The sequence below is a fragment of the Rhodanobacter sp. FDAARGOS 1247 genome, assembly GCF_016889805.1.
GTDB lineage: Bacteria > Pseudomonadota > Gammaproteobacteria > Xanthomonadales > Rhodanobacteraceae > Rhodanobacter.
In genome coordinates this window covers 3,863,756-3,886,119 of sequence record NZ_CP069535.1, presented here as the reverse complement: position 1 = coordinate 3,886,119, position 22,364 = coordinate 3,863,756, and the positions used below count along the sequence as shown (strand labels likewise).

At 68.1% G+C, this 22,364-nt stretch carries 16 protein-coding genes; 4 read left to right on the top strand and 12 right to left on the bottom strand.

The genetic code is table 11. The annotated features are described in order from the left end of the window. Window positions 1-108 precede the first annotated feature (108 nt). The 11 genes from I6J77_RS17560 to I6J77_RS17510 all read right to left on the bottom strand — a co-directional run bounded on the left by I6J77_RS17560 (window position 109) and on the right by I6J77_RS17510 (window position 16,998). Entirely contained in the window at window positions 109-2,202 is a 2,094-nt protein-coding gene (locus I6J77_RS17560; protein WP_204110037.1) for a prolyl oligopeptidase family serine peptidase, read from the bottom strand. A 77-nt stretch (window positions 2,203-2,279) separates the two neighbouring features. After that, the gene (locus I6J77_RS17555; protein WP_204110036.1) at window positions 2,280-4,130 is read right to left on the bottom strand and encodes a hypothetical protein; all 1,851 of its coding nucleotides are present in this window, start codon (window positions 4,128-4,130) and stop codon (window positions 2,280-2,282) included. Between the two features lie 26 nt (window positions 4,131-4,156). Further along, complete coding sequence (locus I6J77_RS17550) at window positions 4,157-5,077, bottom strand: ABC transporter ATP-binding protein (RefSeq protein WP_056762791.1); 921 nt, start codon at window positions 5,075-5,077, stop codon at window positions 4,157-4,159. Between the two features lie 20 nt (window positions 5,078-5,097). After that, window positions 5,098-5,508 carry a GntR family transcriptional regulator gene (locus I6J77_RS17545; RefSeq protein ID WP_056714051.1) on the bottom strand — a complete coding sequence of 137 codons (411 nt, stop codon included), beginning with the start codon at window positions 5,506-5,508 and terminating at the stop codon, window positions 5,098-5,100. Between the two features lie 88 nt (window positions 5,509-5,596). Beyond that, window positions 5,597-8,380 carry a discoidin domain-containing protein gene (locus tag I6J77_RS17540; RefSeq protein ID WP_204110035.1) on the bottom strand — a complete coding sequence of 928 codons (2,784 nt, stop codon included), beginning with the start codon at window positions 8,378-8,380 and terminating at the stop codon, window positions 5,597-5,599. A gap of 2 nt (window positions 8,381-8,382) precedes the next feature. Further along, window positions 8,383-9,204, bottom strand: a complete 822-nt coding sequence (locus I6J77_RS17535) for a carbohydrate ABC transporter permease (protein WP_204110034.1) — start codon at window positions 9,202-9,204, stop codon at window positions 8,383-8,385. After that, entirely contained in the window at window positions 9,201-10,079 is an 879-nt protein-coding gene (locus I6J77_RS17530) for a carbohydrate ABC transporter permease (protein WP_204110033.1), read from the bottom strand. Before I6J77_RS17530 ends, I6J77_RS17535 begins: the two co-directional genes overlap by 4 nt. Continuing rightward, entirely contained in the window at window positions 10,076-11,401 is a 1,326-nt protein-coding gene (locus tag I6J77_RS17525; RefSeq protein WP_204110032.1) for a sugar ABC transporter substrate-binding protein, read from the bottom strand. Before I6J77_RS17525 ends, I6J77_RS17530 begins: the two co-directional genes overlap by 4 nt. Then, window positions 11,398-12,873, bottom strand: a complete 1,476-nt coding sequence (locus tag I6J77_RS17520; RefSeq protein ID WP_204110031.1) for a glucoamylase family protein — start codon at window positions 12,871-12,873, stop codon at window positions 11,398-11,400. Before I6J77_RS17520 ends, I6J77_RS17525 begins: the two co-directional genes overlap by 4 nt. 128 nt (window positions 12,874-13,001) lie before the next feature. Next, complete coding sequence (locus I6J77_RS17515) at window positions 13,002-15,827, bottom strand: TonB-dependent receptor (protein WP_204110030.1); 2,826 nt, start codon at window positions 15,825-15,827, stop codon at window positions 13,002-13,004. 160 nt (window positions 15,828-15,987) lie between these two features. After that, window positions 15,988-16,998, bottom strand: coding sequence for a LacI family DNA-binding transcriptional regulator (locus I6J77_RS17510; protein WP_204110029.1), 1,011 nt, complete (start codon window positions 16,996-16,998; stop codon window positions 15,988-15,990). A gap of 402 nt (window positions 16,999-17,400) precedes the next feature. On the opposite strand from I6J77_RS17510, the gene I6J77_RS17505 reads away from it, so the two are divergent. Together I6J77_RS17505 and rsmG are read left to right on the top strand one after the other, a co-directional pair. Further along, window positions 17,401-17,856 carry an SPFH domain-containing protein gene (locus tag I6J77_RS17505; RefSeq protein WP_056714074.1) on the top strand — a complete coding sequence of 152 codons (456 nt, stop codon included), beginning with the start codon at window positions 17,401-17,403 and terminating at the stop codon, window positions 17,854-17,856. A 152-nt stretch (window positions 17,857-18,008) separates the two neighbouring features. Next, window positions 18,009-18,641 carry a 16S rRNA (guanine(527)-N(7))-methyltransferase RsmG gene (rsmG, locus tag I6J77_RS17500; RefSeq protein ID WP_204110028.1) on the top strand — a complete coding sequence of 211 codons (633 nt, stop codon included), beginning with the start codon at window positions 18,009-18,011 and terminating at the stop codon, window positions 18,639-18,641. Between the two features lie 185 nt (window positions 18,642-18,826). Here the strand turns inward: rsmG and I6J77_RS17495 are convergent, their stop codons facing one another. Continuing rightward, the gene (locus I6J77_RS17495) at window positions 18,827-20,182 is read right to left on the bottom strand and encodes a GH1 family beta-glucosidase (protein ID WP_204110027.1); all 1,356 of its coding nucleotides are present in this window, start codon (window positions 20,180-20,182) and stop codon (window positions 18,827-18,829) included. 131 nt (window positions 20,183-20,313) lie between these two features. On the opposite strand from I6J77_RS17495, the gene I6J77_RS17490 reads away from it, so the two are divergent. Together I6J77_RS17490 and I6J77_RS17485 are read left to right on the top strand one after the other, a co-directional pair. Beyond that, entirely contained in the window at window positions 20,314-21,405 is a 1,092-nt protein-coding gene (locus tag I6J77_RS17490) for an ABC transporter ATP-binding protein (RefSeq protein ID WP_204110026.1), read from the top strand. Window positions 21,406-21,483: 78 nt separating this feature from the next. Further along, the gene (locus tag I6J77_RS17485; RefSeq protein ID WP_204110025.1) at window positions 21,484-22,362 is read left to right on the top strand and encodes a ParA family protein; all 879 of its coding nucleotides are present in this window, start codon (window positions 21,484-21,486) and stop codon (window positions 22,360-22,362) included. Window positions 22,363-22,364: the final 2 nt, after the last annotated feature.

Here is a 22,364-nt window from a genome sequence, read left to right as displayed (position 1 = left end):
TCCACGCGTCCAGCGTTGCCTGGGCGAAGCGCGCTTCCGTCGAAAGGGGCGGGCACTGCCCGCCCTGCGCGGCTTCCGCGCAGGGCGGCACCGGGCCGTCGGCGCGATTCACTCGCCGCGCAGATCCTTTCCACTGAGTCGCAAATTTTTCTTCAGGTATTCGCGCATCGCCGCGTCCGGCGGCGCGGCTGCGACGCCGCCCAGCTGACGCTGCAACAGTCGTCCGGTGAGGTAGAACATCGCCTCCCTGGCCAGCGGATCCTCGTTGGTGTGGCCGGCCTGGTCATCGACCAGCAGGCTGACCTCCCGCTCCATCAGCTTCAGCTGCGCGGCGTACGCGATGACGCCACGGATCGCCACCCGGTGATCCGCGCCACCGGCGATCAACAACAACGGACGCTGCATCCGTGCCGCGTTGGCCAGCGGCGACTGCGCATGCAGCCGCGCCATGGTGGCGTCGTCGTCCAGGTCCAGCGACAGCAGGCGCAGCCAGGCGATGAACGGGATGTAGCGCGACAGGTTCAGCGCCTCGTGGCTGCGCGAAACCCAGCGCAGATCCCAGCCGAAATCCGCCGGCGGCACGATCGCCACGCCCACCTTGAACAACTCCGGCTGGAAGGTCACCCCGAGCAGGGTCGCGTAGCCGCCGAACGAGGCGCCGGCGATGCCGACCCGCTGCGCATCGCCGATGCCCTGCGCCAGCAGGTAACGCGTGCCTTCCACGATGTCCTGCTGCACCCGGCCGTTGCCGAAGTCGCCGTGCGCGGCGAGCACGTAGTCGCGGCCGTAGCCGGTGGAGCCGCGGAACTGCGGCTGGAACACCGCGTAGCCGCGGTTGACCAGGAACTGCCCGAAGCTGCCGTAGTCCGGGCGATCGTGGTTCCACGGACCGCCATGCGGCGTCACCACCAGTGGCAGCGTGGCCGGATCGGCGCCCGGCGGCAGCAGCAGGAAGCCATGCAGGCGCATGCCGTCGGAGGCTTTCCAGGTAAACGGAATCTTGCGTGCCAGTGCCGACTCGGGCAACGGCGACAGCGGCTTGCCGCTGCGCTGCTGCGTCAGCGCGTCGTCGAGGAACGGCTTGAATCGACCCGACCACGGCTCGTAGAGATGCCAGCGCCCGGCCTGCAGCGTGGGCCCGCGTTCGCCGACCAGCCACGCGGCCTGCGCGCCGCGACCGACCTGGATGTCCAGATCGCGTTGCGGGAAGTGGCGGGTGATGGCTTCGACCGCCTGCTGCGTCTGCGCATCCAGCCCGCGCTGCGCCGACGTGCTGCTGCGCCAGCTGGCGATCAGCGGCTGGCCGTCGACGGGATCGAGCAGCAGCGCATCGAGGTCGGCTTTGCCCGCCGGATCGGTGAGCAGGGTATGCAGCTTGCCTTGCGCATCCAGCCGCGCCAGGTCGAGCAGGCTGCCGCCGCGATCCGTGCGCAGCAGCAGCTCGCCGTCTGGCGCGGTCACCGGCAACAGGCTGCAGCGCTGCAACTGCGCGCAGCGCAGCACCTCGTGCAGGCCGCCGTCCGCGTCGACGCGATGGATCACCAGGTCCTCGTGTTCGACCCGTTCGAGGAAGGCCAGCCGACCCTGCGGATCGAACGCGAACCCGGCCAGTTCATCGGCGTCTTCGTGCAGCACGCTGCGCTTGCCGTGGATGTCCACGCGCAACAGGCGCCACGTCTTGGCCGATGCCGGCGACGTGGTCGGCACCTGCTCGCTGACGATGACCGCGGCGCCCTGCAGCGGATCGACGGCACGCACTTCGCGCCGTTCGCCGCCACCCAGCGCGGTGACGATGCCGGAGCCGCCCTGGTCGGCCGCCGCCAGCGCAAACAGCTGGCGCGGCGATTCCAGCAGCAGCCACCGGCTGTCGCGCGACCAGTACAACTGGCGCGCCTCGGTACGCGAGAGCAGCTGGCGTGCGGCGCCACCCGCGGTCGACTGCAGCCACACGCTGCGCTGGTTGCCCTGCACGCGCAGCCAGGCGACGGATCGCCCGTCGGGCGACAGGCTCACGCTGTCGATCATCCGATCGACCAGGAACGCGCTGCGCGGAAAGCGCGGCGCCGGCGCGCGCGCCTGCTCGATGGCGACCGCGCGATGCAGGGCGGCAGCGTCTGCTGCCTCGTCGGCGCGCACCGTTCCGCTCGCCAGCGCCAGCACGAGGGCGCACAGCGCCGCCAACCACTTCGGGAACGTGGACATGGATTTCTCCGGCTGTCGGCCCGTCATGCCGACGGGCCGCATCATCAAGGGGACGAGGCGGCCTGCGCCGCGCGTGGTCAGGCGGTTGCGGGCAGCAGCTTGCGTCGGGACGGCGCGTATTCGCCGGCGGGATACAGCAGCCACAGACTGGCCAGCGCCGGCAGTCCGACCACGGCGCAAGCCAGCAGCCAGGCCAGCCGCGCCGGCGTGGACAGGGCGCGTCGACGGCACAGCCAGATCGCCGCCAGCAGCGACAGCAGCATCAGGGCGCCGGCGAACAGCTGGATGCGGCGGGGAATCGGCGGTGGCGCGGTGACGTCCAGCGGATCGTGTACCGCGAACAGCTCCAGCGCCGCCACGCGCAAGGCATACAGCGCCGGCGATGGCCACCACGCCTTGTAGCGGTACAACGCGGGGTAGTCGTAGCCGATCGCGCGATGGGCAGCTTCGGTGACGTAGCCGGCGTCGTCCAGCCACAGCACGCTCTGGTACGGCGCCGCGCCGGTGAGTTCATGTGCGTAGGTGGTGAAGGAGAACGACACCAGGTAGCCGTCCACCAGCTCGATCAGATCGATGTTGCTCAGGTCGCCGCTGCGGCCGGGCATCGACAGTCGCTGGCGCGGGCTCAACAAGGCGTCGCTGGCGGCCGCGTCGCGACCATCGAAGAAGTACAGCGCGCGATCGCTCGCCACCACCAGGCTTTCGCCCACCGGCGTCACCCCGGCCAGGATTTCACCGGCGGCCAGGCGGATGCGCGGCCGTGCCTGATGGCTGGCGCTGACGTAGTGATACAGCGTGTTGCCGGCGACCAGCGCGCCATCACCCCTGGGCAGGGCCGGCAGGCTGCCGGCCGCCTGCGCCGGTGCCGGGAATGCAGCATCGCCGGCGCCCACGCCAAGCTCGCCGAAATGGCGGCCATCGGTGAGGCGGTAGCCTTCGAAGCGCATGCGATCGTGGCTGAACACCCAGCGCACGCGCAGTTCCTCGTCGTCGAATTCCATCTGCGCCGCCGCGGCGTGGGTGAGTTCGTTGCGCACCGGGGTGGCCGCCAGCTGCGACCCGATCTCATGCACTTCGGACAGCGCCACCTGCTCGCGCCACAGCGGCGCCTGCGCCGCGCGGCTGGCGGCCAGGCCAGCCAGCATGCGCTGCTGCGGCGTCATCCGTTCGGTTTCGTTGTGGCCGCCGGGTGGCGGCACGCTCATGTTGTTCGGATGCGTGCCCTGCATGATCCACAGCATCTCCACGCCGAAGCCCAGCAGCAGGGCCAGCAGATAGACGCCCATCTGCAGCGGCAGGGCGGTGATCACGGTGGCGGTGAGCGAACGCGGCGGCGCACTGAGGTCGGGCTTGAACGCGGCCAGCACCATCGCCGCCAGCCACAGCAGGGCCAGCGCCTGCACGATCAGCATCCGCGGACCGATGGCCTGGCTCACCGCCAGCAACACCAGGAACACCAGCGCGCAGGTCGAATGACGACGACCGCCGAGCATGCAGTAGGCGCCGGCCAGGTAACCGCAGGCGGCGATCAGCAGCGCGGCCAGCGGGAACAGCCAGTGGCGCAGGTCGACCACGCGTGCGGTCATGCCGTGCTGGTAGACGGCGATCAGCAGGATCGGCAGCGCCGCGGCCAGCGCCAGCAACACGACGCCCGCACCCAGCAGCGCCGCGGCGATGCGCCAGTTCGGCAACGGCCGGTGCAGCAGGTTCAGCCAGGTGCTGGGACGCCGGTAGCTGCCCATCTGGAACAGCCCCAGCAACAGGCCGGCCAGCGCGTAGACGCCGCCGAACACGCGGTAAACCAGCAGTGGCTGCTGCGCCAGGTCGACCACCCGGGTCAGGAAACCCAGCACCAGCAGATGCAGCAACGCGCCGGCGATGGCCCAGCTGCGGAAGCGCAGCAGTTCGGCCCTGAAAAGATCGCGCATGTTGTTTCCTCGAAAAAGGGCGGCGCTCAGGCCGCGGCCGGTACGGCGTGGTTCTTGGCCAGGAAGCCGTTGACCGCACGGTCCAGGCTCACCGGCATGCTCTGCACCGAACGCGCGCCGCTGGCTTGCAGGAAGCTGGCGAAGTCCTCGTCCTGGTCCAGCACCAGGTAGTGGTGCAAGCCGTCGATGCGCTGTACCTGCAGCAGTCCGGGCACGCTGGCCGGGGGCGGGCCGGCGAACGGGATGTCCGCCACCCAGTGGGTCACCCGCGCGCAGAAATCGTCGGGCGCCGACATGTTCATCAGTCGGCCGCGTTCGAGGATGATCAGGTTGTCGGCGACCCGTTCGACCTCTTCCATCTGGTGCGAGCAATAGATCACCGTGCACTGGCCGGCCGCGTTCGAATACAGCAGCGATTCGAGGAAGGCGCGCTTGGCCACCACGTCCAGCCCCAGGGTCGGCTCGTCCAGCACCAGCAGCTCCGGCCGTTGCGCCAGGGTCAGCGCGAGGTTGAAACCGGCGCGCTCGCCGCGCGACAGCTGGCCGACCTTTTGCTCCGGCAGCACGTGGTAGTGGCCGATCACCTCGTCGAACGCGCGCTGGTCCCAGCGCGGGTAGTGGTGGCGCTGCATCGCGGTCACCGCCGCCACGCGCATCCAGTTCGGCAGCGTGTGTTCCTCGTTGACGAAACCGATGCGGCCGCGGTCGGTCGGTGTCAATCGCTGGCTGTCGCGGCCGAGGATGCGGGCCTGGCCCGAGCTCGGTGGCAGGAAGCCGAGCAGGATGCGGAACAGCGTGGACTTGCCCGCCCCGTTCGCGCCCACGATGGCGTGGATGCGGCCGCTGGCGATGCGCAGGTCCAGCTGGTCCAGCGCCAGCTTGGTGCCGTAGCGCTTGCACAACGCTGCGGTCTCGATCACGTACTCGGAAGGCGTGGGCTCGGTCATGCTCGTCTCTCGCCTCCGGGTCAGGCGGATTTCTTCGGGGCCAGCACGCGCAGCGCGCGTTCCAGCCGGCTCAGCGCGCGCTCGGGCGGATAGTCCAGCGCGGCCACCTCGTGCACGAAGTTCTGCACGGCGTCATCCATGCGGCGGTCGCGTTCGGCATTGCTCAGCCGCTGGCGCGGCGTGGCCACGTACAGGCCCAGGCCCTGGCGCGATTCCAGCCAGCCGTCGCCGGTGAGTTCGGCATAGGCCTTGGCCACGGTGTTCGGGTTGATCGTCAACTGCTGCGCCAGTCCGCGCACGCTGGGCAGCTGCGCGCCGACGGCGAGCTCGCCGGTGGCGATCTTCATGCGCACGCCGTCGACGATCTGCTTGCTGATCGGCCGCGGATCGCCGGTGGCGATCTGGATCAGCAGGGCTTGGGTTCGGGCCATCAGGGTCTCCGCTTGGCTGTACCTTGTGTACTGTGTGCATTAGTACAGTAGGCGCAACGTCTCGGTCAAGCGGTTTTCGCAGTCGGGATCAGCGGGCGGGGTCGATCTGCACCGTGGCGGGCAGCGAGCGGACGACGATCTCGCCGTGCCGCCACGCCACCGGCGCACCATTCAGCCGCGCCGTGCCGCCGGGCTGGCCGGCGTACGGCCAGCGCAGCACCAGGCCGCCGGGCGGCATCGCGTTGCCGGCCGGCAGCGACAGCTCCAGCCGCCCGTCGTGTTCGCGCAGGCGGTAACTCAGCTCGCCGTAGGGCGTGCGCAGGTGCTCAATGCCGATGCCTTCGCCGCGCAGCCAGTCCACCGGCATGCCGTCGGCCAGCACCAGCGCCTGGTCGCTGCGGCGCTCCCAGGCAAACAGGTCGTACAGCGAGCGCAGGAAGTCCGAGGCGATCCACGCATGCGGCATGTCGCCGACAAAGCGCGGCTCGCGCGCGTCGCGACCCACCACTTCGGCCCACTGGTTCCACCCCGCGGGACGGCGGTCGGCCATGAAGAAGTCGAGCAGCGCCGGCACCCGCTGGCGCCAGCCCAGCCGGACGAAGGCCGCCACGTTGCGCCACTCGTACGGGGTGTAGTCATCCCATGGCTTGTCGCCGTCGCGCCGCGCGATGAAGCCCTGCCAGTAGCGCTCGAAGGTCTGCTGCAGCAACGCTGGCGGCAACCACGCCTGGGTGCCGCCGGGCGACAGCGCGATGGTGGTGGAGGTGGCATCGAAGTCGCCCAGCTCGGCCGCGCCGGGGATGAAGTCGATGCGGTGTTCGTGCACCGCCGCCAGGATCGAGGCCTGCAGGTCGGCGCGGAAGGCATCGCGCGAGGCGGCGTAGCGGATCGCCTCGTCGTGCCTGGCCAGGACGCGCGCCAGCTCGACCGCATCGTCGTAGCCGCGCAGCGCCCAGAAGTCGTCCCAGTACGAATGCATCGGCTTGGCCGAGTAGCCTTCGTGGCTGATCGAGGCCGGCATCAGGCCGTAGCGCGAGCTGCCCTGCTGCGCCGGGGTGCGCTCGCTGGCGCGCAGCCGGTCCATGTAGGCCACCGTGCGTTCCACGTGCGGCCATAGCCGCCGCAGGCCGGCACGGTCATGGCCGTAGCGCCACCATTCGGCGATCGCGAACAGCAATTCGCCGGGACTGTCGTTCTCCACCACCGGGTCGGCACCGCGCGCATCGACGCAGCACGGCACCTTGCCGGTGGCGAACTGGTGCGGCGCGTACCACTGCACGAACGCGCCCGCAACGTCGGCGTGGCCGCTGCGCAGCAGCGCCTCGCTCATCATCGCGCCGTCGCGAATCCACGTGCGCGCATACGAACGCGTGCCCGGTTGCAGCGCCGGGCCATCGCGCGAAATCAGCATCTGGGCCTGCGCGCTGCGCGCGGTGTCGACCAGCGCCTGTTGGGCAGCCGGCAATTGCAGGGTCACGCGATCGAGCTTTTCGCGCCATGCGGCCGCCACCTCGTCGCGCTGTTGCTGCAGCCAGCGCATGGCGTCGGCGGGAGTGGCGAACGAAGACGCATCCGAAGGCACCACCAGGCCCAGCGTCACGGCCGAGTGAGCCGGCACGGTCAGCCGATACAGCAGCGCGCCTTGGGCGTAGCCGCTGTCGTCGTGCAGCGCGGTGATGCGCGGCCGTTCGCCGCGGGCCAGCCGCTGCGGCAAGGTGAGCTCGCCATGGCGACTGCCGACAAACGCGGTGGGTGTCTGCAGCGGCACGACGCGCAGCGCCCGATTGACCTGCACGCCATGGCCATCCCGCTCGAGGTCGCGGATCGCGCTGATGCCGCCGGGCGTGTTGAGAAACTGGGTGGGCGGATTGACCTGGAACGGTCGCAACAGCAAGGCCAGCGTCAGCGTGCGCGGTTGCGAGCCGTCGTTGTGCAGGCGGTATTGCAGCAGCAGGTTCGAACGAGCCGACGTGCCGTTGGCGAAGGCTGTGGTGTCCAGCCGCAGGCCGTCGGCCTGCCAGTGCACGGTGGGAATCGGCAGGTAGCCGTCCTGCAGGCTTTGCGTGGCTTTCACCGTGCCCCAGTCGATCAGCGTGTCGCCGTCCAGCAGCATCGGCTCGATCGACCAGCCGCCCTTGCGCACCTCCACCGCGCCGTCCTCGGAGAGCAGCGCCGATTGCTTCGCGCCACCGTCCACGCCGACCAGGGTCCAGTAGCTCTGCTCGCCGGAGAAGCCCCGCGGGTAGATGCCGCGCGGGGCGCTGCGCGCCTGCCGCATCAGCCGGGCATTCGGGGTGAGGCTGGCCGGCGTGGGCTCGTCGACGGGTGCGGGCGGCAACGGCGTCAGGCGGAGATTGCCGAGGCAGAATTCGCCGCGACCGCCCTGCCCGGCATACAGGGTGAATTCCAGCGTCTGCGTGTGGCGCAGCGTGCGGTCCTGCGCCGGACCCCAAGCCGAAACGATGTCGCGCCTGTTGGCGGTGATCGTCTGCCACGCATCGGTCGGCCGGAAGTTCTGTTGTCGATACCACCACACGTTGTCGCCGCTGGCGTCGATCAGTTTCAGTTGCAGGTCGTTCGTCGGCATGTTGCCGCGCACGTCGAACGACAGCGCGTAGTTGTCGGGAAAAGTGATCGGCAGCGTGCGACGCAGGCTCGGCCCGCCGGACACGCCGTTGAAGTCGAAGTCCAGGCAGATCGCCTTGCCGTGCGGCCCGCTGGCCGGGCGCAGGGATACGCCGATGTCGTCGGTGGCGATGGCTTGCCAGGCGTTCGGCTGGGTGAAGTCGTCGAGGGTTCGTGACGCCGCTTCGGCATGTGCGAAGTGGTTGATCGCGAGCAGGGCAAGCAGCACGGGAAGGTAGCGACGCATCGTCAGCCCTTCACGCTGCCCAGCAGCAGGCCTTCGAGGTAGTAGCGCTGCAGCGACAGGAACAGCAGCAGCACCGGCAGCACGGTGACCACCGAGCCGGCCATCATCAGCTCGCTGTCCTGCGAGTGTTCGCGCGCCAGCGAGGCCAGGCCGATCGGCAAGGTGTAGTGGTCCTGCCCGGTCAGCACGATCAGCGGCCACATGAAGTCGTTCCACGCGGCGAGGAAGGTGAAGATGGCCAGTGTCACGATGATCGGCTTCAGCAGCGGCAGCACGATCTGCGCGAAGATCCGCCACTCGCCGGCGCCGTCGATCCGCGCCGCTTCCAGCAGTTCGTCGGGAATGCCGCGGGCGTACTGGCGCACCAGGAAGATGCCGAACACGGTGGCCAGCGCGGGCACCACCACGCCGGCGTAGCTGTTCACCAGCCCGATGTACTTCAGCAGCAGGAACAGCGGCAGCATGGCCACCTGGGCGGGGATCACCAGTGCGCCCAGCAAGGCCTGGAACAGCCGCTCGCGCCCGGCGAAGCGCAGCTTGGCGAAGGCGTAGCCGGCCAGCAGGTTGCAGGCCAGCGACAGCACGGTGATGGTGCCGGCCACCAGCAGGCTGTTGAGCAGGTAGCGGCCCATGCCGGCGTGCACGAACAATTCGCGGTAGTTGTCCCAGCCGGCATGGCGCGGCAGCAGCGGCGGCGGCAGCGCGCTGGCCGCGCCCGGCGCCATGAACGACACCGATAGCATCCACAGCAGCGGGAACAGCGCCACCGCGGCCACGCCGATCAGCAGGCCGTTGACCAGCGCCCTGGCCAGCCGCGGATTCATGCCTGCTCTCCGTGTCGGGACAGTTTCAGCATCAGCACGGTCACCGCGAACATGATCAGGAACAGCAGGAACGCCACCGCCGAAGCGGAGCCGAGGTTCCACCACTTGAAGCCTTCGTCGTACATCAGGTACAGCACGCTGACCGTGCTTTGCAGCGGGCCGCCCTCGGTCATCACGTAGGGTTCGGCGAACAGCTGGAAGTAGCCCGACACGGTGAGGATGCCCACCATCAGCATGGTGGGTTTGAGCATCGGCAGGGTGATGTGGCGGAATTGCCGCCAGGGCGAGGCGCCGTCGATGCGGGCGGCTTCGTACAGGTCCGGCGGGATCGCCTGCAGGCCGGCCAGGAAGATGATCATGTTGTAGCCGAAGTTCTTCCACACCGCGAACGCGATGATCGTGGGCATCGCCCAGTGCGGATCGCCCAGCCAGTCCACCGGATGGATGCCGAGCAGCCCCAGCACATAATTCGCCATGCCGTATTTGGTGTTGAACAGGTAGCGCCAGATCACCGCGGTGGCCACCACCGTGGTCACCACCGGCGCGAACAGCGCGGTGCGGAAGAACGGCTTGCAGCGCGCCAGCGGCGAGTTCAGCAGCATCGCCGCGCCCAGCGAGGCGCCCATCGACAACGGCACGCCCACCGCCACGAAGTACATCGTGTGTCCCAGCGCCGACCAGAACAGCGGCCGCTGCAGCAGTTCCCAGTAATTGCCCAGCGCCACGAAACGCAGGTTGCGGATGTCGGCCAGCGCGTAGAGGTCGTAGTCGGTGAGGCTGAGCAGCAGCGCGGCCAGCACCGGCAGCAGGAAGAACACGCCCAGCACCAGCAGCGCCGGGGCGAGGAACAGCCAGGCCGTCCGTTGCGGATTCATGGCGTGTGCCCACGGAGCTGGTCAGGATGGGCGTGGTCGAGCACCCAGCGCCGTTTGGCCAGGATCGCGTCGGCGCGGCGATCCATCTCGGCGGCGGCCTGGTCAATCGTCAGCCGGCCGGCGATCGCCTCGGCGGCGACCAGCTGCATCTCGTTGGCGATGCGCTCCCACTCCGGCACGGCCGGCGCGGGCCGCACCTGCTCCAGCTGCTGGCGGAACGCGCGCGCCTTGGGATCGTCATGCAGGGCGCCGCCCTCCCATGAGCTGCGCCGGGGCGGCATGTCGCCGAGCAGGTCGTAGAACTGTCGCTGCACCGCGGGCTGCGACAGGTACTCGATCAGCTGCCACGCCGCGTCCTTGTGCCGCGAGCGACGGAAGATCACCAGGCTGGAACCGCCGGCCACGCCGATGCCGGAACCGGTCGGGCCGGGCAGGGGCGCGGTGGCCCAGTCGTCCTGCTGCGCTGCCGGCAGGCGCGCGCGGAATTCGCCGATGTTCCACGGGCCGGACAGGTAGAACGCGTACACGCCGCGGCCAAACTCGGTCCACGGATTGCCCGCTTCGACATTCGTGATCGCCGGCGCCTGGCGCAGCCGGAAGGTGTCGACGTAGAAGGCCAGCGCCTGCTTGAACCCCGCGCTTTCGAAATTGCCGTAGCGACCGCCGTCACGCAACAGCCCGTCGCCGGGATGCGGGCCGTAGTCCTGCTGCAGCGCCAGCGACATCAGCTGCTCGTACTCGTTGGTCGGCAAGAGGATGCCGTAGCGGTGGCGGGCGGGATCGCTCAATGCAGCAAGCTGTTGCCGCCACTGGGCCCAGTTGCGCGGCGGTGCGTCGAAACCGGCGGCCTGCAACAGGTCGCGGCGATAGAACAGCAGCCGCGTGTCGACGTACCACGGCACGCCGTACAGCGTGCCGTCGATCACGTTGGTGGCCCAGATGCTGGCGAAGTAGTCACGCGGCTGGATCACCCGCGAACGGTCGACCCGCGCCTGCAAGGGCTCCAGCGCGTGCAATGCGGCCAGCTCGGGCAGCCAGGTGTTGCCGAGCTGGCTGAGGTCCGGGGTGGAATCGCCGGCAAAGGCGGTAAGCAGCTTCTGGTGCGCGGCGGTCAGCGGCAGCTGCTGCACCCTGACGTGGATGTCCGGGTGGGCGCGCTCGAACGCGGGCAGCAACTGGACGATGGCTTCGCCTTCGCGGCCGATCGTCCAGAACGTGAGTTCGTGGTTGTCCGGCGCTTGCGTGCAACTGCCCAGCAGGGCGCTGCAGCAGGCGATCGCCACCAGCCATGCGTGCCGCCACGGGCGCGCACGGCAGCTCATTTTTTCGACGCCTGCGCGGCCAGCCAGCCGCCTTCGAAGCCGGCGCGCTGAAGTCCCTTGCGGATGTACGGGTTCTTCTTCATCACGTTCCAGACGAAGTCGCTGCGCCAGTTCTCGATCATCAGCACGATCGGCCCCTGGTCGATGCCCAGCTGCTCGCTGTCGACCCAGCCCATCGGCAGCACTTTGCCCGTGCGCAACTCCGTTTGCACGTGGAAGCTGGGGTTGAAGGCGTCGACGAAGCCGTGCCGGTTGTAGATCGCGCTGCCGTAGCGGCGCTTCATCTCCTCCAGCGCGGGAATCACCAGCTCGGGCGCGAACGCGATCGAGCCGGCGACCGCGGTGGGCACGAGGGTGCCGTCGTCGACCAGGTAGCCCAGTCCGGCGCCCCGCGCCGTGTAGCCGTAGAACTGGCGCTTGCTCTTGCCGTCCATGACGATGCCGCCGGGACCGTTGCTGGCGGTGAGCCCCCACATGTTCGGGCCATAGCCGGTCCAGCCGCCCGGGTTGGCGATCGCGTAGTTCCTCTGGGCGATCACCGCGCGGCGGCTGTTCTCGAAATAGTCGAGGTCGTGCTGGCGGTTCCAGGCATCGCGGATGCCGCGGAAGTCGATCCACACATGGCTGTACTGGTGGCCGAACAACGGGCCGAAGTTCAGTAGCTGCTCGCCGTGGAAGCTGCCCCAGCTGCGGTCGTAGGTGCGGGTCCACGCCGTCCAGGCGTCGGCGTCCACCGGATGCGTGGGCGAGCCCAGCGCCAGCACGTAGACCAGCATCGCCTCGTTGTAGCCTTCCCAGTCGTGCGGGATGAACTTGCCGCCCGGCGTCCAGCCCATGCTGATCAGCGGCGCGCGCACCTGTGCCCAGGGCCAGTCGACCCGCCGGTAGATGCGGTCGGCCAGCGTGCGGATTTCCTGCTCGGCCGGCGTGTCGCGGTCGTAGTACGACTGCGCGAACAGCACGCCGCCCAGCAGCAGCGAGGTGTCGACCGTGGACACCTCGGTCCAGCGGGCGAAGCGCCGGCCGCTCTTCATGTCGAGGAAGTGATAGAAGAAACCGTGGTAGCCGCTGTCGTCGTCCTCGCTGTCGCCCTGCGGCGCAGTGTCGAAGAAGCGCAGCGTGGCGAGCGTGCGCTCCACCGCCTGTTCACGGGTGATGTAGCCGCGCTCCACGCCCACGCCGTAGGCGGTCAGGCCGAAGCCGACCGCGGCGATGCTGGAGAACGATTCGCCCGGATAGTGGTCGGGCACCAGGCCATTGGCCGGGTCCGCGCTGTCCCAGAAGAACTGGAAGGTGCGCTGTTCGAGGTCGTTGACCAGCGCCGGTACTTCGGGCGTGCTGGCGGTTGTGGCGGTTGTGGCGGGAGCGGGGTCGGGTCGGGCCTGCCAGGCCGGGCTGGCGGGAGCTGCCAGCACCAGGGCCAGGCCGAGCAGGAGGGAGGCAAGCCATGCGGGCCGGTGGGGAAACGTCATGATCGGTCTGCCGTACTTTGTGAGCGACGCCACCTGGACCCGCGGGGGAGCGCAGGTTCAGGTGGACGTCCAGACGTCCGTTCTCACGAAGCGGACGGATGAATCGGTACTGCCTTGCCGCGGGTGGATCAGAACGTGTAGCGCGCGCCGATCTGGAAGCGGCGGGTCTGGTTCGGGTCGGCACTGGTGGCCCGGCCGAAATCAGGATTCGGGTTCGCTCCGTTGTAGAGGTTGTTGACGTAACCGTTGTCGACGTCGCGGTTGAACACGTTCATCACGTCGAAGCGCAGCTCCAGCGCCTGGCTTTCGCCCCAGCGGAATTCCTTGGCGATCGACAGGTCGAGGTTGAGGTACTTCTGGCCGTACTTGCCGCCCTTGTAGAAGACGCAGTTGTAGTCGCAGCCCGGACGGGTATCGAAGTAGTCCCAGGGCAGGCCCGAGCCATAGGTGAAGATGCCGGTCAGCCGGGTATCCCATGGCCCGCGCACGATGCCGTTGAGCACCAGGTGCTGTTTCTCGCCCACGTTGCCGGCGGGGTAGCCCGCCGGATCGACATAGTCCAGCGAGTAGTTGTCGTTGCCCTGCTGGCGCGCGCGCTGGTAGGTGTAGGCCAGGCCCACGCCCCAGCCGGACGCTTCGGTGTACGGCTTGTCGATGCTGACCAGCACGCTGCTGGACTGGGTCTTCTTGTCGGTGTTGTGCAGCACCGCGCCGTACGGGCTGCCGGGCATGATGTCGAGCGTGAAGCCCGGCAGTGGCAGGCGGTTCCACACCCAGGTGAACTGGTCGTAGCCCAGCACGCGGGCCAACGTCAGCGAGGCGGTCCAGTCACCCATCACCTGACGCACGCCCAGGCTGAACTGGTCGGTGTGCGGCGGCTTGGTGTTGTTGTTGACCACGTCGATTTCGGAACTGAAACCGGCCGAGCCGGATGCCAGCAGACCGTTGAGGCCGGCCGGCGTCAGGTAGCTCGGGTCCCATGCGATGGTGCCGGGGGTGACGCCGCCGGGACTGAACAGGAAGGTGTAGTTCGGCACCAGCGAGTGCAGCTGTTCCTGGCTGATCCAGTCGAACGGCGTGCGGTCGTAGTAGCGGCCGGCGCCGCCGAAGATGGTGGTGCTCTGGTCGCCGTCCTTGCTGACGTCCAGCGAGAAGCCCAGCCGCGGCTGGATCGCCCCCTTGTAGCCGTCACGGTTGTGGCCGTTGCTGATGTAGTTCTGCAGGCCCAGGTATTCCAGCGTGGGGATCTGCGCGGCCGGCGTCACGTAGTCCTTGTTGAGGGCGTTGGTCTCGTAATCCCAGCGGATGCCCAGGTTCAACTGCAGGCGTTCGGTGATGTCCCAGTCGTCCTGTACATACAGGCCGAACTGGTTGGTGTGCAGGTTGGCACTGGCCCCGTTGGGCGCGTACACCGCCTTGTAGGGAGTGTTGAAGCCGCCGGGATAATCCGGGCCTTCCTGGAAGTAGTAGGTCGGCACGGTGGCGCTGTTCTGCTCCAGCGTGATGCCGTACGCGGCGTACTTGATGCCCGCCTTGATCGTGTGGTCGGGCAGGCCGAACCAGGTGAAATCGTCGCGGAAGGTGCGCTGGTCCTGGCCCTTGTCCTGCAGGTCGCCGCCGGCGCCGATCACCGCGATGCCGGGATCGACGATGGCCCGCGCCGTGCCGGATTCGGCCGAGGTGGGGCGCCATTTTGCCGTGCCCGCATCCAGCAGCAAATCATTGGTGTAGCTGTCGCCACGCTTCTGCCATTTCAGCAGCAGGTCGTCGACGTTGTTCTTGCGGTTGCTGCGGGCGCTGTAGGCGGTGGTGCCGCCGAAGCCGAGCTGCTCGCTGTCGCGCCGGGTGGTCAGGCTGAGGTCGACGTTGTTGTCATGGTTCGGCTGCCAGCTCAACTTGCCGAAGAAGGTCTTCTCGTTGAACGGCGCCGAGAACGTGCCGTTGTACTGGGCGAAGCGCGGGTCGTTGATCTGTACGGTCTTGTTGGCGGTGTCCTTGCGTTCCTCGTAGTTGATGAAGAACTGCGCCACGTCCTTGATGATCGGGCCGCCCAGGGTGAAGCCGCGCTGTTCGCGCTTGTATTCGGGTTTCTTGACGTGGTTTTTCTTGTCGAACGAGTTCTGCGCGATCATCGACGTGTTCTGGAAGTAGTCGTAGAGCGAACCGTGGAATTCGTTGGTGCCGGACTTGGTCACCGCGGTGATGATCGCGGTGCCGGCCTGCTCGTACTCGGCCTTGTAGTTGTTGGTGAGTACGCGGAATTCCTGCACCGCCTCCTGCGAGAACGGGTTGCCGCGGGTGGAGTCCTGGCCGGCGATGCCGCCCTTGAGCACGTTGTTCTTCAGGCTGGCGCCGTCGATGAAAACGTTTACATTCTCGGCCGACTGACCGCCCGCCGAAAAGCTTTTCGAGTTGGGGTCGCGCGAGGTGGTCACGCCCGGCACCAGCTTGGCGAAATCCAGGAAGTTGCGCTCGTTCTGGGGCAGTTGCTGGATCTGCTTCTGGCTGATGTTGGTGGCCACTTCCGAAGTGCGCGTCTCGACCAGGGTGGTGGCGTTCACCGAGACGCCCTGCAGCTCGGTGGCATTGCTGGTGCTGGGTCCGGCCGCGGCGGCGCCGGCGTCCAGGTTGAGGTTCAGCGCCTGGCCGACCTGCACCGTGACGGTGCGGCTGGCGCTGCTGCCGTTGCCGCTGGCCACGATGGTGTAGCTGCCCGGGCTCAGTCCGGCCAGGGTGTAGTTGCCGTCCGCACCGACCTTCGCCTTGCTGACGAAACCGTTGGCGGTATTGGTGGCCACCACCTGGGTGGGCATCGCGCCCTGCGGTGCGCTGACGTGCCCGCGCAGGATCGCCGTGCTGGTCTGGGCGTGCGCGCCCGGCAGCGCGAATGCGGTGACCAGCAGGCCGGCGAGTGCCAGCGAGATGTGCCTGGATAACGTACGTTGATTGACCATGACTGACCCTCTCCCGTAATCGTTGCAAGGTGGTGGAACGCTCTTCCGTCGTTGCCGTGCCATTGTCTGCGGACCGCTACCGTGGCCCGCCTGGAGTGCACCGACCGCTGCCCGGTGCAGTTCCTTCCGGCGCGATCCGGCGCCGGTATGTCGATGCGTTTCAGCCCGATGGTGCGGCGCTGGATGCGCGCACCACCAGCTCGGCGCCGACCTGGCGCCGGTGGCCCGCGCGCACGTCGTCCGGGTGGTCGAGTTGCTCGCCCAGCAGGGCCATCGCCTGTCCGCCGAGTTCCGCGATGTGCACCTGGATCGTGGTCAGCGGCGGCGTCACGTAGCGCGCCATCGGCACGTCGTCGAAGCCGCCCACGGCGATGTCCTGCGGGATGCGCAGGCCTGCCTCGCGCAGGGCCGCCAGGCAGCCGATCGCCATCATGTCGTTGGCGGCGAACACCGCATCCGGCCGCGGCCGCATCGCCAGCACCTGCTGGCCGGCGCGATAGCCGGATTCCTCGCTGAAGTCCCCGCGAAGCATCATCACCGGACTGTCCGGTGCATGGCTGGCCAGCGATTCGCGATAGCCGAGTTCGCGCTGGGTGGCGTCGCGGTTGCCCGGTGGGCCCTGGATGAACACGATGCGCCGTCGACCCAGCGACAGCAGATGTTCGACCATCAGCCGCGCGCCGCCGTCGTTGTCGACCGACAGGGCGCAGTAGTCGGTGCCGGACAGCCGGGTGTTGATCAGCACGGTGGGAAGATTCTGCGGCAGGTTCTGCCGCAGGAAGTCAGCATCGGCGTGGGGCGACATCAGCAGCAGGCCGTCGACCCGCCCCTGCATCGCGCGCAGGGCTGCCGCCGCCGCTTCCGCGTCATCGTGCGAGCTGGAGACCAGCAGGTGCAGGCCGCGCGCCCGCGCCGCCAGGTCGATGCCGCGGATCAGCTCGGAAAAGAATTCGCCGTACAGGTCGGGCAGCAGGGCGCCCACCGTATTGGTGCGCCGGGTGATCAGCATGCGGGCGGCGGCGTGCGGCACGTAGCGCAGGCGCTGGGCCGCCTCGACGATGCGCCGGCAGGTTTCGGCGGTGACGCCACGGCCGCCGTTCAGCGCGCGCGACACCGAGGCCACCGATACACCGGCCTCGCGCGCCACGTCTTTGATGGTTGCTGCTGGCATTGGTGACCCGATCCGCGAACAGGGAACCGCATTGCGGCGCCAACGTAAACGTTTTCATGGCGGATTGTAAAGCGCTTGTAAAACGATACCTCTGCTGCGCTGCGGCAGTCGCCGTCGATCGCCGCGCGCCGTCGCCGGCAGATCCCCTGACGCGGGCCCGGATCGACCGGTTTCCCGCTGCGGCGTTGCAGCAGCCCTTGATTTGGCACGATTCAGGCATGGCATTCAGTGACTTGGTGGTTCTGTGACCGGAGTCATTCGCCGCCCTCGCCTGACCACTTGTTAAATTTTCAGTTTCACCGTTAAATGAAGGTTAATCTTTGTGGACTCAGGCAACTGTATCCTCAAGTTATCGCGGTTACTCAATAAACGATAGGCAACCTGCTGTTTTTCAAGACCATGATGACTGCTGCTCTCACCTTGCTGCTTGTCTCCACCGCGCTGATCGCCAGCGCCGTGCGTCATGTGCCGGCCGGTCAGGTCTACAGCCTGTATCGCCGCGGCAAGCTGGTGCGGGTACTGCAGCAGGGAACGCATCTGGTGTTGCCGTTGCTCGACCGGGTGGCCCACAAGATCAACCTGGCCGGGCAGACGCTGCGGCTGGATGCGTCGCAGGAGGATGCCGGCGAGGTACGCGGCACCGTGTACTGGCAGGTGCTGGAGCCGGAGCGGGCGGACGCGGTGTTCGAGCAGGTCGACCAGCTGATTCGCCGCGGCGCCCGTGAAGCGCTGCGCAACGAGCCCGTCGCCGCCGGCGCCGATCGGCGCGACCTTGGCGCCCGGATGAAACAGTCCTTGAACAGCGCGCTCCGCGAGCGCGGCATGATGGTGACGCGGGTCGAATTGGACGCCGCCTGAATCAAGGGGTCGCGCCAGGGCGTCCCAGAACGCCCGCGCCGCAGGGGATTTGCAGGTATTGAACCCGCTACGGCGGGTTTTTCTTTTTGGCGGGGCTGGCAAGCGCGGCAGCGGCCGCCGATACTTTGCGGCCCCATGTGACGAGTGAACCGATGACCAGCCGCGACGCCCTGCAGGCACGACTCGAACAAGGCATCGCCACGCTTGGCCTGTCGTTGCCGTCCGAGGCGGTGCCGCGCCTGCTCGATTACCAGGCCCTGCTGCAGCGCTGGAACGCGGCGTACAACCTCACCGCGGTGCGCGATCCGGACGAGATGATCACCCGTCACCTGCTCGATTCGCTGGCGATCCTGCCGTACGTGCAGGGCCAGACCCTGGCCGATCTCGGCACCGGTCCTGGCCTGCCCGGCATCGTGCTGGCGATTGCCGCGCCCGGTCGGCAGATCCTGCTGGTGGATTCGAACGGCAAGAAGGTGCGCTTCCTGCGCGAGGCGATCCGTTCGCTGAAACTGGAAGGGGTTCGTGCCGAACAGTCGCGGGTGGAAGACGTCGAAGGCCGGTTCGACTGCGTCACCGCCCGGGCGTTTGCCAGCCTCGCCGACATGCTGGGCTGGGGTGGTCATCTGCTGGCCCCGGACGGAATCTGGCTGGCGATGAAAGGCAAGCGGCCGGATGACGAGCTGCCGGGCATTCCGCCGGGCTTCGCGCTGCGCAGCACGCACGAGTTGACGGTGCCGGGCCTGCCGGCCGAACGCCACCTGCTGGTGCTGGCCCGCGGCGCCTAACCGAAACCACCTCCGCGACCAGTCCGCTGATCCCTTTCCCCGCATGTGGGGGAAGGTGCCCGAAGGGCGGATGGGGGTGCGCGCGGCGCAGCCACGCTCCGAGCAGCGAAAAGCAAAAGCACTACCCCATCAGCCCTTCGGGCAGCTTCCCCTGCGGGGCAGGGGAAGCAAAAGCTTCCGATGGGTCAGTCGTCCAGCACGGCGCCGTTGCTCTCGATCACCCGGGCATACAGTTTCGCGGTGGCCTTGGGCGTGCGCTGCTGGGTGGCGAAGTCGACGTGGTAGAGCCCGAAGCGCTTGGAGAAACCCAGCGACCATTCGAGGTTGTCCAGCAGTGACCACGCGTAATAGCCCTTGAGGTTCACCCCGGCCCCGATCGCCTTGTGCAGCGCCTTGAGGTGCTTGCGCAGGTAGTTCGTGCGCAGCGGGTCGTCCAGCTCGCCGTTCTCGGCCACCGGCGGATCGTAGAACGCGGAACCGTTCTCGGTGATGTACAGCGGGATGTCGCCGTAGCGATCCTTGAACCAGGTCAGCGTGTCGGTCAGGCCCTGCTCGAACACCTCCCAGCCGGTCTCGGTATAGGTCTTGTTAGGCTGGCGCACCGGCACCGCCTTCAGCGGGTAGGCGTTCGCATCGTGCTTCACCACGGCGCGGGTGTAGTAGTTGATGCCGACGAAGTCGACCTTCTGGTTCGTCAGCTTGAAATCGTCTTCGGGGAAGTCCGGCCACGCGTCGCCGAAGATCTCCTTCAGCTCGGGCGGATAACGGCCCAGCAGGGCGGGGTCGGCGAACTGCTCGTTCATGTAGGCATGCGCGCGGCGGGTGGCGGCCAGATCCTCGGCGTTGTCGCTGTGCGGGTACTTCGGCTCGATGTTGAACACCACGCCGATCTCGTGCCTGCCATGGGCGCGATAGGCCTGGATGCCGGCGCCGCTGGCGCGCATCAGGTTGTGCGTGGCGATCGGCGCCTCGTACTTGCTGCGATGGCCCGGTGCCAGTGCACCGTGCAGGTAGCCGCCGTCGGTGACCACCCAGGGTTCGTTGAGCGTGGCCCAGCGCGGCACGCGGTCGTCCAGCGCCTTGAACATCACTTCGGCGTACTCGGCGAACCAGTGCGCGATGTCGCGGTTGAGCCAGCCGCCGCGGTCGTCCAGCGCCGCCGGCAGGTCCCAGTGGAACAGCGTGGCGTTCGGCACGATGCCGTTCTCCAGCAGTTCGTCGACCAGCCTCGAGTAGAAATCCAGTCCCTGCGGATTGACCCGGCCGGTGCCCTCGGGCAGCACCCGCGCCCAGTTGATGCTGAAGCGGTAGCCCTTGAGGCCCAGCGCCTTCATCAGCTGCACGTCGCCCTTGTAGCGGCGGTAGTGGTCGCAGGCGACGTCGCCGGTGTCGCCGTTCACCATCATCCCCGGCGTGTGGGCGAAGCGCTGCCAGATGCTGGGGCCGGCGCCATCGGCCAGCGGCGAACCCTCGATCTGGTAGGCCGACGTGGCGGCACCCCAGTGGAAGCCGTCGGGAAAGCGGAAACTGGGGCGTGTCATCGGGGTTCCTGCAATCAAAGTGCTTGATGTAAACGATTACATGGGCAGAATAGCCCAATGCCCCGCCGATGTGCAGACCAGCGCATGCTTCGGCGGGACGGCCATCGTGGCCACCCGCACCGGAGATGCCGATGGCCGCCGTACAACTGGATCAGTTGCGCAAGGTCTACCCCAACGGCCACGTCGGCGTGGCGGGCGCCAGTTTCGAGATCGCCGACGGCGAACTGCTGGTGCTGGTGGGGCCGTCCGGCTGCGGCAAGACCACCCTGCTCAGGATGATCGCCGGCCTGGAAACGATCAGCGACGGCACCCTGGCGATCGACGGCCGCGTGGTCAACGACGTCGCGCCCAAGGATCGCGACATCGCGATGGTGTTCCAGAACTACGCGCTGTATCCGCACATGACGGTGGCCGAGAACCTGGGCTTCGGCCTGAAACTGCGCGGCCACAGGCAGGCCGACATCGACGGCCGCGTGGCGGCCGCGGCGAAGACGCTGGAGCTGGAAAGCCGGCTGGCCTCGCGCCCCGGCGCGCTGTCCGGCGGCCAGCGCCAGCGCGTGGCGCTGGGCCGGGCGCTGGTGCGCGATCCCAAAGTGTTCCTGCTGGACGAGCCGCTGTCCAACCTCGACGCGAAGCTGCGCCTGTCGATGCGGGTGGAGATCGCCCGGCTGCATCGGCAGCTCAAGGCCACCATGGTCTACGTCACCCACGACCAGATCGAGGCGATGACCCTGGGCCAGCGCATCGTGGTGCTCGATGGCGGGGTGATCCAGCAGATCGACACGCCGATGAACCTGTATGACAAGCCGGCCAACCTGTTCGTGGCCGGCTTCGTGGGCAGCCCGGCGATGAACCTGCTGCACGGCACCCTGCAGCGGCAGGACGGCTGGAAGCTGGTCACCGGTCAGGGCGACATCGCACTGGGCGAACCGCCGCAGGCGTCCGCGTGGGAGCTGTGGCGCGATCGTGCGGTGGTGCTGGGCGTCCGCCCGGAGGACCTGCAGCCGCAGCCGTCCGGCGCGGCCGCCCTCACCGCGCAGCTCGAAGTGGTCGAGCCGGTCGGCAACGAGGTCTTCCTCAACCTGCGCTACGGCAGCCAGCCGCTGGTCTCCCGCGTGGCGCCGCGAGCCCTGCCCAAGCCCGGCAACGCAGTGCCATTGGGCCTGGCGAACGAGCGGCTGCACCTGTTCGATGCGGACAGCGGCGGGCGCATCGTGGCGTGAGCCAGGCGCCGGCCGGGCAGGCAAGCCGCGGCGGCAATGCTAATCTAGCCGTCCTTCGCGAACGGTAGCTATCCATCCATGGCCCGCATCATCGCTGTCGCCAACCAGAAAGGCGGTGTCGGCAAGACCACCACGGCCGTCAACCTCGCCGCGGCGCTGGCCGCGGCGAAGCGCAAGGTATTGCTGATCGATCTCGATCCGCAGGGCAATGCCACCATGGCCTCGGGCGTCAACAAGCGCGACATCCAGGCCAGCGGGTGCGAGGTGCTGCTGGAGGAAGTGCCGCTGGCCGCCGCGATCGTGTCCACCGATGCGCATTACGACCTGCTGCCGGGCAATGGCGACCTCACCGCCGCCGAGCTGAAGCTGATGGATGCGCTGGCCCGCGAGCATCGGCTGAAGGAACTGCTGGCCACGGTGACGGACAACTACCACACCATCCTGATCGACTGCCCGCCCTCGCTGAACCTGCTGACCCTGAATGCGCTGACCGCCGCCGACGGCGTGCTGATCCCGGTGCAATGCGAATATTTCGCGCTGGAAGGGCTCTCCAGCCTGCTCGACACGGTCAAGGCGGTGCGCCACCGGCTGAACCCGAAGCTGGAGATCGAAGGCTTGCTGCGCACCATGTACGACGTGCGCAACAACCTCGGCAACGAGGTGTCGGCCCAGCTCACCCAGCATTTCGGCGACAAGGTGCTGCGTTCGATCATCCCCCGCAACGTGCGCCTGGCCGAGGCGCCCAGCCACGGCCAGCCGATCCATCTGTACGATCGCAGCTCGCGCGGCGCGATCGCCTACATCGGCCTGGCCGGCGAAGTGATCCGGCGCGAGCGCGGGCTGCCGCGGAGCGTGGCGGCGGTGCCGGTCGAAGACATCGAGGTGGCGGCGCCGACGCCGGCACACGACGACAGCGGCCCGGTGCTCAAGGCGCCGGCCGCCAACCATCAGGAATAAGG